General features: G+C 70.8%; 14 protein-coding genes. 9 read left to right on the plus strand and 5 right to left on the minus strand.

The window, feature by feature from the left end; all coding sequences use genetic code 11:
* Positions 1 to 63: 63 nt before the first annotated feature.
* From WME97_RS46810 to WME97_RS46820, 3 genes are all read right to left on the minus strand, one after another.
* Complete coding sequence (locus WME97_RS46810) at positions 64 to 1,701, minus strand: ATP-binding protein (protein ID WP_437547579.1); 1,638 nt, start codon at positions 1,699 to 1,701, stop codon at positions 64 to 66.
* A complete protein-coding gene (locus tag WME97_RS46815) occupies positions 1,698 to 2,114 on the minus strand; it encodes a response regulator (RefSeq protein ID WP_437547580.1) in 417 nt (138 codons plus the stop codon). The genes WME97_RS46810 and WME97_RS46815 overlap by 4 nt, the downstream gene beginning before the upstream one ends.
* Positions 2,115 to 2,189: 75 nt before the next feature.
* The gene (locus WME97_RS46820) at positions 2,190 to 5,036 is read right to left on the minus strand and encodes a PAS domain-containing hybrid sensor histidine kinase/response regulator (protein WP_437547581.1); all 2,847 of its coding nucleotides are present in this window, start codon (positions 5,034 to 5,036) and stop codon (positions 2,190 to 2,192) included.
* A gap of 608 nt (positions 5,037 to 5,644) precedes the next feature.
* Between WME97_RS46820 and WME97_RS46825 the strand changes: the two genes are divergently transcribed.
* The 4 genes from WME97_RS46825 to WME97_RS46840 all read left to right on the plus strand — a co-directional run bounded on the left by WME97_RS46825 (position 5,645) and on the right by WME97_RS46840 (position 7,160).
* On the plus strand, positions 5,645 to 5,809 hold the full coding sequence (locus WME97_RS46825) for a DUF1328 domain-containing protein (protein ID WP_012241326.1): 165 nt from the start codon (positions 5,645 to 5,647) through the stop codon (positions 5,807 to 5,809).
* Positions 5,810 to 6,037: 228 nt separating this feature from the next.
* Complete coding sequence (locus tag WME97_RS46830; RefSeq protein WP_437547582.1) at positions 6,038 to 6,595, plus strand: hypothetical protein; 558 nt, start codon at positions 6,038 to 6,040, stop codon at positions 6,593 to 6,595.
* A gap of 43 nt (positions 6,596 to 6,638) precedes the next feature.
* Positions 6,639 to 6,860, plus strand: coding sequence for a hypothetical protein (locus WME97_RS46835; protein ID WP_437547583.1), 222 nt, complete (start codon positions 6,639 to 6,641; stop codon positions 6,858 to 6,860).
* Between the two features lie 15 nt (positions 6,861 to 6,875).
* Positions 6,876 to 7,160 (plus strand): hypothetical protein, encoded by a 285-nt coding sequence (locus WME97_RS46840; RefSeq protein ID WP_437547584.1) that lies wholly within the window; start codon positions 6,876 to 6,878, stop codon positions 7,158 to 7,160.
* Between the two features lie 34 nt (positions 7,161 to 7,194).
* Here the strand turns inward: WME97_RS46840 and WME97_RS46845 are convergent, their stop codons facing one another.
* Complete coding sequence (locus WME97_RS46845) at positions 7,195 to 7,674, minus strand: hemerythrin domain-containing protein (protein WP_437547585.1); 480 nt, start codon at positions 7,672 to 7,674, stop codon at positions 7,195 to 7,197.
* 807 nt (positions 7,675 to 8,481) lie between these two features.
* Between WME97_RS46845 and WME97_RS46850 the strand changes: the two genes are divergently transcribed.
* Genes WME97_RS46850 through WME97_RS46860 form a run of 3 tightly spaced genes read left to right on the plus strand, consistent with a single transcriptional unit; the run spans position 8,482 to position 11,000 of the window.
* Positions 8,482 to 9,909 carry a sigma-54-dependent transcriptional regulator gene (locus tag WME97_RS46850; RefSeq protein ID WP_437547586.1) on the plus strand — a complete coding sequence of 476 codons (1,428 nt, stop codon included), beginning with the start codon at positions 8,482 to 8,484 and terminating at the stop codon, positions 9,907 to 9,909.
* 27 nt (positions 9,910 to 9,936) lie between these two features.
* Positions 9,937 to 10,629, plus strand: coding sequence for a histidine kinase (locus WME97_RS46855; RefSeq protein WP_437547587.1), 693 nt, complete (start codon positions 9,937 to 9,939; stop codon positions 10,627 to 10,629).
* Positions 10,629 to 11,000, plus strand: coding sequence for a response regulator (locus WME97_RS46860; RefSeq protein WP_437547588.1), 372 nt, complete (start codon positions 10,629 to 10,631; stop codon positions 10,998 to 11,000). Before WME97_RS46855 ends, WME97_RS46860 begins: the two co-directional genes overlap by 1 nt.
* Before the next feature lie 70 nt (positions 11,001 to 11,070).
* Here the strand turns inward: WME97_RS46860 and WME97_RS46865 are convergent, their stop codons facing one another.
* The gene (locus WME97_RS46865) at positions 11,071 to 12,501 is read right to left on the minus strand and encodes a helix-turn-helix domain-containing protein (RefSeq protein ID WP_437296514.1); all 1,431 of its coding nucleotides are present in this window, start codon (positions 12,499 to 12,501) and stop codon (positions 11,071 to 11,073) included.
* A gap of 210 nt (positions 12,502 to 12,711) precedes the next feature.
* Between WME97_RS46865 and aceB the strand changes: the two genes are divergently transcribed.
* Both aceB and aceA read left to right on the plus strand, forming a co-directional pair.
* The gene (gene aceB / locus WME97_RS46870) at positions 12,712 to 14,334 is read left to right on the plus strand and encodes a malate synthase A (protein ID WP_437547589.1); all 1,623 of its coding nucleotides are present in this window, start codon (positions 12,712 to 12,714) and stop codon (positions 14,332 to 14,334) included.
* A 75-nt stretch (positions 14,335 to 14,409) separates the two neighbouring features.
* On the plus strand, positions 14,410 to 15,708 hold the full coding sequence (gene aceA, locus WME97_RS46875; RefSeq protein WP_437547590.1) for an isocitrate lyase: 1,299 nt from the start codon (positions 14,410 to 14,412) through the stop codon (positions 15,706 to 15,708).
* Positions 15,709 to 15,854: the final 146 nt, after the last annotated feature.

Here is a 15,854-nt window from a genome sequence, read left to right on the forward strand (position 1 = left end):
GTTTTTTCTCTTGGCGTCTTTTGGCGCCTTGGCGGTTCCATCGTTCCGGCAGGGTGGGGGGAATCAGCTCGCCAGGGGCAGCGAGAAGTGGATCGTCGTCCCCTGGCCCGGGGCGCTCTCGACCGCCATGGTCCCGTGGTGCGCCTCGACGATGCCGCGCGCGATGTAGAGGCCCAGCCCCGCCCCGGTGCGCGACTCCTGCGAGGCCTTCCAGTAGCGATCGAAGAGGTGCGGCTGGTGCTCGGGCGGGATGCCCGGGCCCGTATCGGCCACCGAGAAGCGCGCGCTGTCGGCGACCCGGCAGAGCGACACGCTCACGACGCCGCCCCGCGGCGTGAACTTCAGCGCGTTGCCGAGCAGGTTCGAGAAGACCTGGAGCACGCGATCCCGGTCGGCGAGGACCTCCAGGCCCGCGTCGAGCGGCCCCTGCGTCACCCGGCAGCCCTTCGCCTCCGCGAGCGACGCTGCGGCGTCGATCGCCTCGCGGACGAGCGTCCCGCCCCGCTCCACCCTCGGCGACACAACGAGCCGCCCCGCCTCGATGCGCGAGGCGTCGAGCAGATCCTCGATGAGCCGCGTCATGCTCTGGATGCCGCGGTCCATGCGGTCGACGAGCTGGACGGCGTCGTCGTCGTCGCCGTCCTCCCGCTGGAGCAGATCGCTCCGCAGCAGCGACGCCGTGATCGCGATCGTGTTGAGCGGGTTCCGGAGATCGTGCGACACGATCGCCAGGAGGTCGTCCCGGGCGCGCGTCGCGGCCTGCGCCTCGTTGTAGAGCCGCGCGTTCTCCAGGGCGACGGACGCCGACTGCGCGAGCTGGGTGAGCAGCACCTCGTCGCTCTCCACGAAGGGGCCGTCGCGCCGATCGAGCAGCTGGATGCTCCCGATGCACTGGCCGTCCCGGCCGCGCAGCGGCGCCGCGAGGAGCGAGCGCGGGTGGAGCTCCGCCGGCGCGCGCGAGAGCACGTCGGCGCACGTCGGATCGCTCGCGATCTCGTCGCCCGTCAGCCGGACGCTGGTGCTCCTGCGCTCGATCAGGCCGAACGCGACCTCGCGGATGCCGTCCCGGTCCTCCCGCGCGGCGTACTCCTCGGACAGCGAGATGCCCGTCAAAGGCCGCTCCTCCACGCCCCGCGCCGCCAGCCGCGAGGCCGCGACGCCCGCGTCGAGCAGCGCGCGCGCCTCGTCGGTGGTGCGCTGGATCAGCTCGTTCAGCGAGAGCGACCGGTGGATGCGCAGCGTCGCCTCGGTGAGCTGCGCGAGCTGGCTCGCGTGGCGGGCGAGCGCCCTGCGCGCCTCCTCCTCGCGGCGCTCCACCTCGCTCAGCCGCAGGACGTGGCGCAGGCTCTGCACCAGCCGCTCGGGCGTCAGCAGGTTCTTCGGCACGTAGTCCGCCGCGCCCCGCTTCATCAGATCGACCGCGAGCGACTCGTCGCCCTGCCCGGTCAGCATGATGAACGGCGCCGTGAGCTTCGCCTTGCGCGCCGCCTCGATCACCGCGAGCCCGTCGCCCCCGGGGAGGTAATAGTCGAGCAGCACGCAGTCGACCTGCTGCTCGTACAGCACCGCGAGCGCCGAATCGACGGAATCGGCCTCCCTGATCTCGGCGTCGACGCGGCCGCTCCGCAGCGCACGCAAGATCGCGATCCGATCGACCGTGTCGTCGTCGACGACGAGGAGGCGCACCGACCTCGGGCTCAAGGCATCTCCACGAGCGTCCAGTACCGGTTCAGCGCCGTCATGAGCTCGACGAAGCTCAGGAACGTCACGGGCTTGAGCAGGTAGCCGGCGACGTTCAGATCGTACGCGTCCACCTTGTCCCGATCGTCGTTCGAGGTCGTCAGCACGACGACGGGCGTCGCCCGCAGCGAGACGTCGGCCCGGAGCTCGCGGAGGAACTCGATGCCGTTCATCCTGGGCATGTTCAGGTCGAGCAGGACGAGGCGCCGATCCCTGGGCACCTGGTTGCCGCGCAGCAGATCGAGCCCCTCCACGCCGTCGCCCGCCACCCAGAGCGGGTTCGTGATCTTGCCCCTCTCGAACGCCCTCCGGACGTTCATCACGTCGACGGTGTCGTCCTCGACCAGGATAATATTCAGGAATTTACCGTCCATCCTCGTCCTCGTGGAGGGGCAAAGCGGAGGCTCGTTGATAGCATCAACCGCAGGCCGCGCGCAGGGGCTACGGCGCTACGGCCAGCTACCAGGCTTGCCCGCGCGGCCGACGAGGTGCGCGACGGCGGTCACCAGGCTGTTCGGCTCGATGGGCTTGGCCAGGTGCATCTGGAAGCCCGCGGCGATCGCCTGGCGGCGGTCCTCCATGCGCGTGTATGCGGTGAGCGCGAGCGCCGGTATGCCGCTCGCGGGGACGTCGGTCCCCAGGGCGCGCAGCCGCCGCATCATCGCGTAACCGTCCTCACCCGGCATGCCGATGTCGCTCACGAGCACGTCGAACTCGCCCATGTGGAGGGCCTCGAGCGCCGCGCCAGCTGAGGCCGCTTCGCTCACGGTCGCCCCGGCGCGCACGAAGATGATGCCGAGCAGTTCGCGGGCGTCGGTCTCGTCGTCGACCACGAGGACCCGGATGCCCTCGAGCACGCGCCGCGCGGCGCCCCCCGGCGCCTCGCCGCCCCGGCGCTGCGGGGACGGCGGCGCCGCGGGCGCATCGGCGCGGATCGGCAGCCGGACCCGGAAGCGCGCGCCCTTGCCCTCTCCGTCGCTCTCGGCGTGCACGCTGCCGCCCTGCGCCTCCGCCAGGTGACGCACGATGGCGAGGCCGAGCCCGAGCCCGCCGTGGGCCCGGGTCATCCCCCCGTCCGCCTGCCGGAACCGCTCGAACAGGAAGGGCAGGAAGCTCTTCGGGATGCCCTCGCCGTTGTCCTCGACCTCGACCTCGAGCGTCGCCTCGACGCGCCGGGCGAGGGCCCGCACCCGGCCCCCGGACGGCGTGAACTTCACCGCGTTCGTGAGCAGGTTCCAGACGACCTGCTGGAGCCTCTCCGCGTCGCCGAGGAAGATGCCCACGTCGTCGGCGACGGAGGTGTCGACCGCGACGCCCTTCGCCAGCGCCGCCGGGCGCACCAGGTCGAGCGCCGTGGCGAGCACCTGCCGCACGTCGACCGGATCGGTCCGGAGCTGCAGCTTCCCCGCGAGGATCGTCGAGGCGTCGAGGACGTCCTCGATGAGCTGCGACTGCGCCTTCGCGTTGCGCTCGATCGTGGCGAGCCCCCGCTCGAGCGACTCGGCGTCCACCTCGCCCGTCCGGAGGATCCGCGCCCAGCCCAGGATCGACTGGAGCGGCGTCCTGAGCTCGTGCGACACCGTCGCGAGGAACTCGTCCTTGAGCCGGTTCAGCTGCTCGGCGTGCTGGCGCGCGCGCTGCTCCTGCTGGAGGAGCTGGGCGCGCTCGGCGTCGGTGCGCTTCTCCTCCGTGATGTCGTGGAACGAGAGGCCGACGCCGTCGCCCAGCGCCACGGCGATGGCGCGGAACGTCCGCGGAGCGCCCTCGTGCGCGCAGAAGAGCTCGACCCGCGCGGGCTCCCCGGTCTCCACGACGCGCGCGTACGCGTCGAACGCGCTCGCGAGCGCGCTGCCAGGGACCTCGATCAAGAGCCGCTTGCCCTCCAGATCCTTGCCCCGGCCCCCGACGATCGGCCCCGTGGCCGGGTTCACGTAGACCCACTCGAAGTCGGAGATCGCCCCGGACGCGTCGCGCACGCTGCGCAGCATCATGAACCCGTCGGGCGACGCCTCCTGCACGGTGCGGAACCTCGCCTCGCTCGCCCGCAGCGCCTGCTCGATCGACTTCCGCTCCGTGATGTCCGTCGCCGTGCAGGTGATGCCGATGATCTCGCCCGTGTCATCGGCCAGCGGCTCGATCGAGACGTCGATGTGCTGGGTGCGCCCGCCGGCGCGCACCGCGATCTCGCGCCGCTGGCCGACGCCGCTGGCGAGCACGTCGCGCTTCGTCCGATCGAGCGACCTCGCGGCCTCCGGGTCCTCCAGCACCTCCCCGTCGGTCTTCCCGAGCACCTCGCGCTCGGACTTGCCGAACGAGTTGTGCATCCACGTGTAGCGCAGGTCCCGGTCCTGGGTGAACACCATGACCGGCGACCCCCGGAGCGCCTTGCGGAAGCGCTCCTCGTTCACGCGGAGCGCCTGCTCCGCGCGCAGGCGCTGGGCCACGCTCTGCTGGAGCTCGAGCGCGAGCCGCTCCGCCTTCCGGCGCGCGCCGATCTGCTCGGTCACGTCGAACGCCGTCAGCATGACGCCCTCCACGGCGCCGCCCACGTCGCGCACCGGCTTGCACAGGACGTTGTACAGCCGCTCGACCGTCTCGCCGGTCCAGCGCGTGATCCGCACCGGGATCTCGCTCGCCACGCTCGGCTCGCCGCTCGTCAGGACGGCCTCGAGCTGCCCGTGCAGCGGCTGCCCGCGCAGCTCCGGGACCGCCTCGACGAGCGGCTTGCCGAGGAGATCGTCGCGGCCGACCATGCGGCAGAAGAGCGGGTTCGCGAGCTCGAACACGAGCGCCTCGCCCTTGAGGAAGCAGATCGGCGCGGGCGCCTGCGAGAGCAGCGAGCCGCTCCTCCCTCGCTCGATCTCGGTGCGCCTGCGCTCGGTCTCGATCGCCTCCAGCTGGAGTCGGGTGTGCTCGGTTACCGCCTGGGCGATGCCCGCGTCCACGCGCTCGCAGAGCGCCTCGATCTCCCGCAGATCCGGCGTGCCCCCCGTCTCCTCCAGCTCGCGGAGGATGGATTGCCGGAGGACGCCGTACTCGCGGACCATCACGCCCAGGTCGAGCCCGTGCTCCCAGCGCATCTCGCCGTGCTCGCGCGCGGCCTCCTTGCTGCCGGCCGTCGATGCGCGTTGCTCCATGCTGGCGGCCACCTCGTCGAGGAAGCTCGGCAGCGAGTTGATGATGAGCGGCTTCGGCATGTTGCGCACCGCGGCGCTTCGCTTGCGCAGCTCGCCCACGAACCGCTCGATGATGGCCTCGCGGCGGGTCCTGATGAGCGTGGAGAGCGGGATCGTCATATCGGAGCGTTCGCGTCGGGAGCCCGACCTCGGCAGACGTCGCCGTCAGGGGGACTGGGCAGCGAGCAGCGAGCGACGGTGGGCGATCGGCGGCGCGGGTGGCATCGGCGAGCACTGTATCTTCGGAGAGCTGACCGACCGCCACAAGGCGCACTGCCGCCAGTGCGGCTCATCCGGCCTCGGACGGCCGGCCGTCACCCTCCTGAGACAGCCGCGGCCGGCTCTCCGTCGGCGTCGATCCCGACACCGGCCTTGAGCTGAGCCTGACTTCCACCTCGCCAGCACAAGCCCAGGCGTGAGCAAGCGTTGTGCCGAGATCGGCCAGCCGATGAACGAGATGATGCGCGGTGCGCGACGTCACGAGTGAGGCAATTTGCCGCAGCTACCCCGCCCGCCCGTGTCGTGCGGCGGCATCTGCAGCGAGCCGCCGGGGCGCCCGGGCGCTCCGCGGATCCGGGGAACTCGCGATGTCGCGGCACGTCGGCTGCAACGACGCAACGACGCAACGACGTAACCGCTGCAATCGCTGCAACAACGCAGCATCGAAGCGCTGGAACATTCATCCACCCAGTGATTCACCCAGTCATTCACCCAATGAGGAGGTTATCATGCTCAGTTGGAGTGTCGCGTTCTTCGTCGTGGCGATCATCGCTGCAATCCTCGGCTTCGGCGGCCTCGCGGCGAGCGCCGCTTCGGTGGCGAAGTTGCTCTTCGTCATCTTCCTCGTCCTGGCGGTCGTCTCCCTCGCGCTCGGCCGACGCGCCCCGACTTGACGCCATGCGGATCGCACGTGCTCGGAGGCCACGATCGGGGCGACATGCCTCGCCAGGCCGAGCGGTATCCATGCTTCCGCATGGCACGTCTGTCGCAATGCCCGCGGATCGACCCATCTATCGCGCCATGAGGCCCGTCCCGGGCGGCGTCGATAGGGCGTCCGTGTCGCGCCGGGCGCTCGCCCGGACGCAAGGTCGCGCGTCGACCGCAGACCAGAGGAGATCATCATGTTGACCGTCCGAACATTCCTGCCTATCGCCATCGTCATGAGCGCCGTTGTGGGCTGCGAGTCTCCCACGGCGGACGCGCAAACCAAGGCCGAGCGCGCGCAGCGCGAGGCGCAGCAGAAGGCGGCGGAGGTCGCCACCGAGCTCGACAAGAAGGTCGCCGAGATCGACCAGAAGGCCGAGCGGGCCACCGACGACGCGCTCCGCGAGGCCGCGGAGAAGCTCAACAACGCCGCCGCCGAGGCCCAGGAGAAGACCGCAGAGGCCGAGGCGGAGCTGGCGAAGGCGCGCGCGGACGTGCGCGCGTCCACGTCGCGCAGGATCGAGGACCTCGAGAAGGATGCCGTCGAGCTCCGCGAGAAGGCCGAGAAGAAGCTGCCCAAGGACGAGGTCGGCAGGCTGATGAAGGACGTGGAGGACAAGTCGGAGGCGGTCCGCAGGAGCCTGCGCGACCTCGACGCGGCGAGCGGCGAGACCCTCGACCGGGTGAAGCAAGGCGTCTACCAGCGCGTGGAAGAGCTGGATCGCGCGATCCAGGCGGTGAAGCGGCGCGTTTGATGCAAGCTCGCCTGGGCCCAGCAAAGCTCGACACGAGGAGGACATGATGGCGAATCAGAAGGCCACTCAACAGACCCCGCCGGCGGACATCGAGGGAGAGGGCAACCGCACGGCCGATCGGCGTTACCGGGAAGGTGTGGAGAAGTCGGTGAAGGCCGGCAAGATCAAGGAGCACGCCGAGGAGGCCGCCCGTGCGCTCGATGGACCCGAGGGCGACGAGCTACGCGAAGCCGAGGAAGCGGCGCGGCGAGGTCAACCCAACTGAACCGGGTGAGCAGCGATGATCCGCGAGCTCCGATGCAAAGCCTGTGGCCGCCGGTACGTCTTCGTGTCGACGGCGGCCACGCCCTGCCGGGCCTGCGGCTCGGCCCTCGACGAGGTGGAGCTCGAGCGCGGCATTTACGAGCTCGTCACGAACGACGCGCGGAGCCCCGCCTCGACCGCCCCGTCGAGCCCGGCGGACCCCATGGTCCCCGAGGATCTCGGCTACGGCGAGTCCCATGGATACGGACCCGCGCACGGCGGCCCGACCGGCCCCGGCGACGCGCCCGCGACCGGCTCCTGATCCACCGCCACCCGCCGGAGGAGGGCGCCGGCCGTCAGGCCGCCCTCGCCGTGCGGAGCGGGGCGTGGCTCGACGCGTGGGGGCGGCGGGAGTGGGCGATGAGCGCCTCGAAGAGCTCCAGCATCTGCCGGCCGAGGCGCTCGTTCGTGTCCTCGGTCAGCTCCGCCTCGATCCTTGGCAAGAGGTCACGCTCCTCCTCCTCGGCGTGGTGCGTGACGAGCTCCCTCAGGGTGGCGAGCCTGGCCTTGAAGCTCGGGTCCTCGGGCGCCGTGCCGACGACGCGGCGGATCTCGAACCGCGTGACCGTGTGCTCCTCGCAGGCTCCGCCGATGAGGTCCGGCTCGATGGCGAGCAGCTCCGGGAAGAGGACCACCTGCTCGGCGAGCATGTGGGCGAGGAGGTGCTTGGTCAGCTGGTCCGTCGCTCCCCGGACATCGCCTGTGGTCGAGAGGGCCAGATCGAACAGCCTCTCGGCTTCGCGGTGTTGCCCCTTCAAGAGCTGTGTCGCCTTCATGCATTCTCCTCTCGAGGACCGGACGTCAGGTTGTTGTTCATCGAGGTGGATGGGCCGCCGTTCATCGGGTGGAAAGGAGCTCGTCGTGCTCGCTCGCGACCAGCGCACGCAGCGGCGTCAGCCGAGGGCCCGCGGCGGTGCGCCGAGCCTTCAGCGGGGCGACATGGCGCCGTCGCGCAGCGCGCGCAGCGTCAGCGGCAAGGCCCGTGAGCGCGCGAGCCCCCCTCACACCCCCTCTTTTGCATGAGGCGCACTCAAGCAATCACCGTGCCGATTAGGTTTATTCCGGATGCGAAGAGACGCTGGACGCCGGACAGGGAATATCGATGTGGAATTTCGCCTCTCACCAGGGCTTCGGAGCTCGGGCGAACTCGGCTGTTGCCGGCAGGCGGCGCCGTCCGAATCGAGAGAGGCGCGGCGTCCGCGGGGGACCGCGGCGACGCCTCGGTAGCGGCGCCTCGCCCGCGTGGCCCGTCGGAGGCGCGCGACACGCGCCACGAAGAGGCGCGCTGCCGGCCCGTGCCGATCCGTGGAGGACCGAGGGGTCGGTGAGCCCCCTGCCGGCCGTGGCGCCTCGGGCGCAGCGGCGCTCGCTGGCCCCTGTCGGCGGCGGGCCGCCCGGGCGCTGCGCGCGGCCGGTGCCATCCAGGATGGGGCAAGAACGCGCACCTGTGGCGAAACGTCACGTTCGAAGGACGTCCGCGAGGAGCGGACTGGGCTTGATGGCGCGAACTCTCCGTGGCACGTTCCCTGCAAGTGCAGGCAGCGGTCGACCTTTAGAAGAGAGCTGCCGGGGAAGGACACGCGATGAGCGGCAGGATACTCGTCGTCGATGACGACGAAGCGACGTGTGATCTGGTCGAAGCCCTCCTCAAGAGGCAGGAGTTCTCCGTCGCGGCGCGCACCTCGGCCAAGAGCGCGCTCGAGCTGGTGAGCGAGGACGATTTCGACGTCGTGTTGACCGACGTCGGCATGAGCGAGATGAGCGGGCTGGAGCTCTGTGAGCGCATCCTCGGCGCGCGCCCCGACATGCTCGTCATCGTCATGACGGCGCTCGGGAGCATGGAGACCGCCATTTCCTCCATGCGCGCCGGGGCGTTCGACTTCGTCACGAAGCCGCTCGACGCGAACCTCCTCGGCCTGACGGTCTCGCGCGCCGTCCAGCACCGGCGCCTCCGCTCGGAGGTGAAGCGCCTGCGCGAGGCGGCCCACGACGTCCAGCAGACCAAGGGCCTCGTCGGGCGCAGCCCTGCGATGAAGCGCGTCTACGATCTGATCGGGCGCGTCGCGCGGAGCGACGCCTCCGTCCTCGTGCACGGCGAGACGGGCACCGGCAAGGAGCTCATCGCGCGGGCGATCCACGAGGCCAGCGGCCGGTCCGGCCCCTTCGTGGCGGTCAACTGCGCCGCGGTGCCCCAGGCGCTCCTCGAGAGCGAGCTCTTCGGCCACGCGCGCGGCGCCTTCACCGACGCCAAGACCCAGCGCACCGGCCTGTTCCTGGAGGCCAGCGGCGGCACCATCTTCCTCGACGAGATCGGCGAGATGCCGCTCGAGGTCCAGCCGAAGCTGCTCCGCGCGCTGCAGGAGCGGAAGGTGCGGCCAGTGGGCTCGAACGCCGAGATCCCCTTCGACGCCCGCATCGTGACGGCGACGAACCGCGACCTCGAGACCGAGGTGTACGAGAAGCGGTTCCGCGAGGACCTCTACTACCGGGTCAACGTCGTGAAGATCGACCTGCCGCCCCTGCGCGAGCGCGGCACCGACGTGCTCCACCTCGCGATGCACTTCCTCGAGAAGTTCTCGTCCCGCAGCAGCAAGGGCGTGCTCTCGCTCTCGACCGCGGCCGCGGAGAAGCTCACGGCGTACAACTGGCCGGGCAACGTGCGCGAGCTCGAGAACAGCATCGAGCGCGCCGTGGCGCTGGCGCGCTTCGAGCAGATCACGGTCGAGGACCTGCCGGAGAAGGTCCAGGCCTACCGGCCCGACCGCTTCGTCGTCGCCGTCGATGAGCCGGCGGAGATCATGACGATGGACGAGCTCGAGAAGCGCTACATCAAGCGCGTGCTCGCGCTCGTCGGCGGCAACAAGTCGCGCGCCGCCCAGATGCTCGGGTTCGACCGGCGGACGCTCTACCGCAAGCTGGAGCGCTACGGGGAGCAGGACGGCTCGGGCGGGGACGAGGGCCCAGACAAGGCGGCCTCTCCGCCGGGCTCGGCGAGCTCCTCGTTGAGCTGAGGCGGCGCGCGAGGCGAGGCGTAACGAATGAGCGAAAAGGGGCTGTCCGACTCGATTTACAGGCTGTTCGCGCGCGCGGGGCACGACGTGCGCGGGCCCGCCGGGGTGGTGGCCACGGCGCTCAACGAGCTGGAGAGCGTCCTCGGGGGCGAGGCCACCGCCCAGAACGCGGCGTACTTCACCATGGCGCGGCGGGGCGTGCGCCGCCTGCTGCGCCTCGCCGACCGCTACACCGCCGCGTCCGAGCTGTCGCGGCAGCTCGACGCCCCGGCGCAGCCGCTCGACCTCGAGGCGCTCGTCCAGAAGGCCGTCGCGGAGGCGTCGTTCGTCTACGGGCGGCGCGACGTCACGGTGGCGCTCGACCTCGCCCCCGTGCGCGGCTTCGCGCACGCCGCGTCGATGACCGCGGCGCTCTCGGACGCGCTCATGCTCGCCCTGAACGTCGCCCGCGCGCGGGTCGTCGTGGCGCTCGCGGCCCATGGGGATCGCGCGCGGGTGGTGCTGACGAGCGACTCGAGCGCGGCCTCGGTGGAGAAGCTCTTCGAGGCGGCGCTCGCGCCGGACGCGGATCCGCTCGCCGACGGCGGGCTGCCCGTCCGGGTGATCGACGGCGTGCTCAAGGCGCACGGCGGCGAGGCGCGGGCCGACCGCGTCGGCGCGGAGACGCAGATCACCCTGGAGTGGCCGCTGAACGCGGCCGAACGCAAGGCGGGGACCTGATGAGCGCGGAGCTGCCGCAGGTGCTGGTGCTCGACGACGACGACGACACGGCGGCGCTGCTCAGCATGGCGCTCCGCCGCCGCGGCTTCCGCGTGCTCGTTGCGCGCTCGTGCGAGGAAGGGCGCTCGATGCTCGCCGGGAGCGCGGTCGACGCCCTGGTGACGGACGTGTCGCTCCCCGACGGCAGCGGCGTCGAGCTTGTCGCGTCGCTCGCGGACAGGCCACGGGCGGTGATCGTGGTGAGCGGATTCGGCGGGGACGACGATCGTGAGAAGAGCCGGGCGGCCGGCGCTCACGCGCACATGGTCAAGCCCATCGACGTGGCCCGGCTCGTGGCCACGCTCAACGAGCTGCTCGGGCGGCCCAGCTGAGCGGGCCGCCGGCGATCCCGCGCCGCGCTGGCCGCCCCGGCGCGCGGCGCAGGGCGGCCGCGGGCTCGCCTCACTTGTCGACCGACGCGTAGAACGAGACGCCCCGCCGGTTCTCGTCGAGGCGGAGCGGGTGCTGCAGCGCCGGCAGCGCGCGCTGGGCGCAGTCGAGGCGCTCGCAGGTCCGGCACGTGACGCCGACGGGCACGGCCGCGCCGATGTTGTCCAGGTCGATCCCGTCGGCATAGACGAGCTCGCGGGCATAGCGGACGTCGCAGCCCATGCCGATCGACTGCACCGTGTGGGGGACGTGGTAGCCGCCGCGGTCGCTGCGCACGGTGCGCGCGATGCAGAAGTAGACGGCGCCGTCGGGCATCTGCGAGAGCTGGATCCGGATCATGCCGGGCGTCATCAGGGCGGCGTGGACGTTCCAGCGGGGACACGCGCCGCTGAACCGCGCGAACCGTATGCCGGAGCCGCTGAAGCGCTTCGAGATGTTGCCCGCGATGTCGATGCGGACCATGTGCATGGGCACCCCCTCGGCGCCCGGCCGGCGGAGCGTCGTCAGCCGGTGGCACACCTGCTCGAAGCTCGTGCCGAACCGGTGCGCGAGGAGCTCGATGTCGTAGCGCTCGGCGCGCGCCGCCTCCAGGAACGGCTGGTACGGCATGAGGATCGCGGCGGCGAAGTAGTTGGCCAGCGCGACGCGGGCGAGCGCGCGGGACTCCGGGGTCGTGAGGTTCTCGTCGCGCAGGATGCGGTCGATGGCCGTCGATTGGGTCAAGAGGCCGAGCTGGTGCGCGAGCTGGAACCTGCGGCTCCGGGGCGGCAGCACCTCGGAGATGCTCAGCACGCGCCTGTCGGGGTCGTACCGCCGCATCGCCTGGCGCTCGTCCGCGACCCGGACGATGCGCACCTCGATGCCGCGCGTCGCGTGGAGGTACCGGACGAGGCCGCGGTAGACGTCGTCCGCGTCGAGCTCCGCCTCGCGCCAGAGCGCCTCGGCGCCTTCCTCGAGCTCCGCGAAATGGTTCATCCGGCGCTGGATGAGATCGCTGACCTCCTCGGACGGCAGACGCGAGTTGTCGACCGCGACGAACCCGTCCCCCGCCAGCCGCTCTCCCAGCGTATCCAGCGATTCGCGCGTCGTCGCGTAGGTCCGGTAGAGCGTGAGCACCGCGCGCGCGACGTTCGGGGACGCCGCGACGAGCTCGCGCAGATCCGCGTTCGTCAGCCCGTGGCTCTCGAAGATAGGGTCGCCGAACACCTCGTGGAGATCGGCCGTGAGCCGGACGTCCTCTTCCGACGCGAAGTTCTGGAGGTCGAGCTGGAATATCTGGGCGAGCCGGATGAGCAGCGGCGCAGTCAGCGGACGCCGGTTGTTCTCTATCAAGTTCAGATAGCTCGCCGAGACACCGAGGCGCTCCGCCAGATCGACCTGCGTCATGTGCTCGCGACGCCGGAGCGCGCGGACCTTGGCTCCAAGAAGAGGTGCATCGGCCATGAGGACCCTCCCGACGTGACCAGGACAACCTGGATGAAATGTAGGCGCAGCTCGCCTGGTGGAAATTTACAATAGTTTACACGTTAACAAGCTGTAAAGCCCTTTCGTCTACATCGTTATCCGCCTGCATTTCAGAGCGAAGTTGACGCTGAAACCTCGTCGACAAACATAGGTTGCTTGTAACGACGCGCAGCGTTGCAGGAGATGTGGATGAGCCAGAATCATGAGACCGCAAGCGTCCGCTTGCTCGCTCCTCGGGTCGGGGGCGACGAGTCCGTCCTCACGCCAGAGGCCCTTCGCTTCCTCTCCGGTCTTGGGCGCAAGTTCGCTGACCGGGTACCCGCCCTGCTCGCCCGGCGGCGCGCCGTGCAAGAGCGGCTGGACGCGGGCGAGCGGTTCGATTTTCTCCCCGAGACGCGGGATGTGCGCGAGGGCGACTGGGCGGTGGCGCCGCTGCCCGACGACCTCCTCGACCGGCGCGTGGAGATCACGGGTCCGGTCGATCCCAAGATGATCATCAACGCGCTGAACTCGGGCGCGAGCGTGTTCATGGCCGATTTCGAGGACGCCACGTCGCCCACGTGGAAGAACCTCATCGAGGGGCAAGCGGCGCTGAGGCTCGCGGCGCGGCGCGAGCTCCGTTACGACGACCCGGCGACCGGCAAGCGTTACGCCCTCGGAGACAGGCTGGCGACGCTGCTCGTGCGCCCGCGCGGCTGGCACCTCCCGGAGAAGCACGTCGAGCTGGACGGCAAGCCGCTGCCGGGCGGGCTCTTCGATTTCGGACTCTATTTCTTCCACAACGCGCGTGAGCTCGTCCGCCGCGGTACCGGGCCTTACTTCTATCTGCCGAAGATGGAGAGTCACCTGGAGGCGCGCCTCTGGAACGACGTCTTCGTGTTCGCGCAAGAGGCGCTGGGCCTCCCCATCGGCACCATCAAGGCCACGGTCCTCATCGAGACGCTGCCCGCGGCGTTCGAGATGGACGAGATCCTCCACGAGCTGCGGCAGCACTCGGCCGGCCTCAACTGCGGTCGCTGGGACTACATCTTCAGCTTCATCAAGAAGCTCCGGAACGACCCCGCCTGCGTGATGCCGGACCGCTCGCAGGTGACGATGGAGCAGCATTTCCTGCGCTCGTACACGCAGCTGCTCGTGAAGACGTGCCACCGCCGCGGCGTGCACGCGATGGGCGGCATGGCGGCGCAGATCCCGATCAAGAGCGACCCGGAGGCGAACCGCGCGGCGCTCGACAAGGTGCGCGCCGACAAGCTGCGCGAGGTGAAGGACGGACACGACGGCACCTGGGTCGCGCACCCGGGGCTCGTGCCGCTCGCGCGCGAGGTGTTCGACGCGCACATGCCGGCCGCGAACCAGATCGAGCGCAAGCGCGAGGACGTCCGCGTCTCGGCGGCCGACCTGCTGCGCGTCCCGGAGGGCGCGCGCACCGAGGCGGGCCTGCGCCACAACATCCGGGTCGGCGTCCAGTACCTCGAGGCGTGGATCAGCGGCCTCGGCTGCGTCCCGCTCTACAACCTGATGGAGGACGCGGCCACCGCGGAGATCTCCCGCACGCAGGTCTGGCAATGGATCCGCCACGGGGCGACGCTCGACGACGGCCTGCCGCTCACCGTGGAGCGCTTCCGCGCGGCGGTGGACGGCGAGATGGCCGCGCTCCGCGGCGCGCTCGGCCCGGCGCGCTTCGACGGCGGCCGCTTCGCCGAGGCGCGCGCGCTGTTCGAGCGGCTGTCGATCGGAGAGACCTTCGAGGAGTTCCTCACGCTGCCTGCTTACGAGCTCTTGATCTCCACCGCCGGAGAGCGGCGCTCGTGACGCCCGGCGCGCTTCGTTTGACGTCGACACAGCGGCCGCTGCCGCCCCAAACCCCAACGCACTAGGAGCCCAGTCATGTCCGCTGCTTTCCCGCTGAACACGCCGATCTCCGCCGACTCCCTGCACGCGCCGCCGAGCGACACCGTCCCGGGCCGGTGGAGCGGCGTCGTCCGCCCGTACTCCGAGGCGGACGTCGCGCGCCTCCGCGGCACCGTTCGTATCGACTACACGCTCGCGACCCTCGGCGCCAAGCGGCTCTGGAACCTGATGCACTCCGAGCCTTACGTGGCGGCGCTCGGCGCCCTCACCGGCAACCAGGCGATGCAGCAGGTCCGGGCCGGGCTCAAGGCCATCTACCTGAGCGGGTGGCAGGTGGCGGCCGACAACAACGAGGCCGGGACCATGTACCCCGACCAGAGCCTGTACCCGGCGAACAGCGTCCCGACGCTCGTGCGCCGCATCAACCAGGCGCTCCTCCGCGCCGACCAGATCGAGAACGCCGAGGGCAAGGCGGGGCGCTACTGGCTCGCGCCCATCATGGCCGACGCGGAGGCGGGCTTCGGCGGGCCGCTCAACGCGTTCGAGCTGATGAAGGCCATGATCGAGGCGGGCGCCTCGGGCGTTCACTTCGAGGACCAGCTCGCCTCCGAGAAGAAGTGCGGGCACATGGGCGGCAAGGTCCTCGTCCCGACCAGCCAGTTCATCCGCACCCTGATCGCGGCCCGCCTCGCCAGCGACGTCATGGGCGTACCGACCGTCCTCGTGGCCCGCACCGACGCCGACAGCGCCAAGCTGATCACGTCCGACGTCGACCCGCGCGACAAGCCGTTCGTCACGGGGGAGCGCACGCCCGAGGGCTTCTTCGTGCTGAAGGGCGGCCTCGAGGCGGCCATCGCGCGCGGGCTCGCGTACGCGCCCTACGCGGACCTCGTCTGGTGCGAGACGTCGACGCCGGACCTCGATCAGGCGAAGCGCTTCGCGGAGGGGATCCACAAGCAGTTCCCGGGCAAGCTGCTCGCCTACAACTGCTCGCCTTCGTTCAACTGGAAGAAGCACCTCGACGACGCGACGATCGCCCGGTTCCAGCGCGAGCTCGGCGCGATGGGGTACAAGTTCCAGTTCGTGACCCTCGCCGGGTTCCACTCGCTGAATCACAGCATGTTCGAGCTCGCCCGCCAGTACCAGCGCCGGGGGATGGCGGCGTACTCCGAGCTCCAGCAGGCCGAGTTCGCCGGCGAGCAGTTCGGCTACAGCGCGACCCGCCACCAGCGCGAGGTCGGGACGGGCTACTTCGACGAGGTCGCCCAGGTGATCTCGGGCGGCGCTGCGTCCACGCTGGCCCTGCACGAGTCCACCGAGGCCGCCCAGTTCTGAGCGCCCGCGCGGGCGTGCGCCGTCCGCCGCGCCTGCCCGCCGCGGCGCGCCCGCGCGGCGCCCGGCCGCCGCCGCCCCGGGTAGCCCGCCGGCCCCGTCCGCGCCGCGTCTCTGCCCCGTCTGCCCGCGGGCCCCGGCCGCGCCTC

The organism is Sorangium sp. So ce367 (assembly GCF_051520455.1).
Taxonomy (GTDB): Bacteria; Myxococcota_A; Polyangia; order Polyangiales; family Polyangiaceae; genus Sorangium; species Sorangium cellulosum_B.

Coding starts and splice junctions, on each gene's coding strand:
- WME97_RS46815 (WP_437547580.1), bottom strand. CDS start 2,114: ATGGACGGTAAATTCCTGAATATTATCCTGGTCGAGGACGACACCGTC.
- WME97_RS46820 (WP_437547581.1), bottom strand. CDS start 5,036: ATGACGATCCCGCTCTCCACGCTCATCAGGACCCGCCGCGAGGCCATC.
- WME97_RS46825 (WP_012241326.1), top strand. CDS start 5,645: ATGCTCAGTTGGAGTGTCGCGTTCTTCGTCGTGGCGATCATCGCTGCA.
- WME97_RS46830 (WP_437547582.1), top strand. CDS start 6,038: ATGTTGACCGTCCGAACATTCCTGCCTATCGCCATCGTCATGAGCGCC.
- WME97_RS46835 (WP_437547583.1), top strand. CDS start 6,639: ATGATGGCGAATCAGAAGGCCACTCAACAGACCCCGCCGGCGGACATC.
- WME97_RS46840 (WP_437547584.1), top strand. CDS start 6,876: ATGATCCGCGAGCTCCGATGCAAAGCCTGTGGCCGCCGGTACGTCTTC.
- WME97_RS46845 (WP_437547585.1), bottom strand. CDS start 7,674: ATGAAGGCGACACAGCTCTTGAAGGGGCAACACCGCGAAGCCGAGAGG.
- WME97_RS46850 (WP_437547586.1), top strand. CDS start 8,482: ATGAGCGGCAGGATACTCGTCGTCGATGACGACGAAGCGACGTGTGAT.
- WME97_RS46855 (WP_437547587.1), top strand. CDS start 9,937: ATGAGCGAAAAGGGGCTGTCCGACTCGATTTACAGGCTGTTCGCGCGC.
- WME97_RS46860 (WP_437547588.1), top strand. CDS start 10,629: ATGAGCGCGGAGCTGCCGCAGGTGCTGGTGCTCGACGACGACGACGAC.
- WME97_RS46865 (WP_437296514.1), bottom strand. CDS start 12,501: ATGGCCGATGCACCTCTTCTTGGAGCCAAGGTCCGCGCGCTCCGGCGT.
- aceB (WP_437547589.1), top strand. CDS start 12,712: ATGAGCCAGAATCATGAGACCGCAAGCGTCCGCTTGCTCGCTCCTCGG.
- aceA (WP_437547590.1), top strand. CDS start 14,410: ATGTCCGCTGCTTTCCCGCTGAACACGCCGATCTCCGCCGACTCCCTG.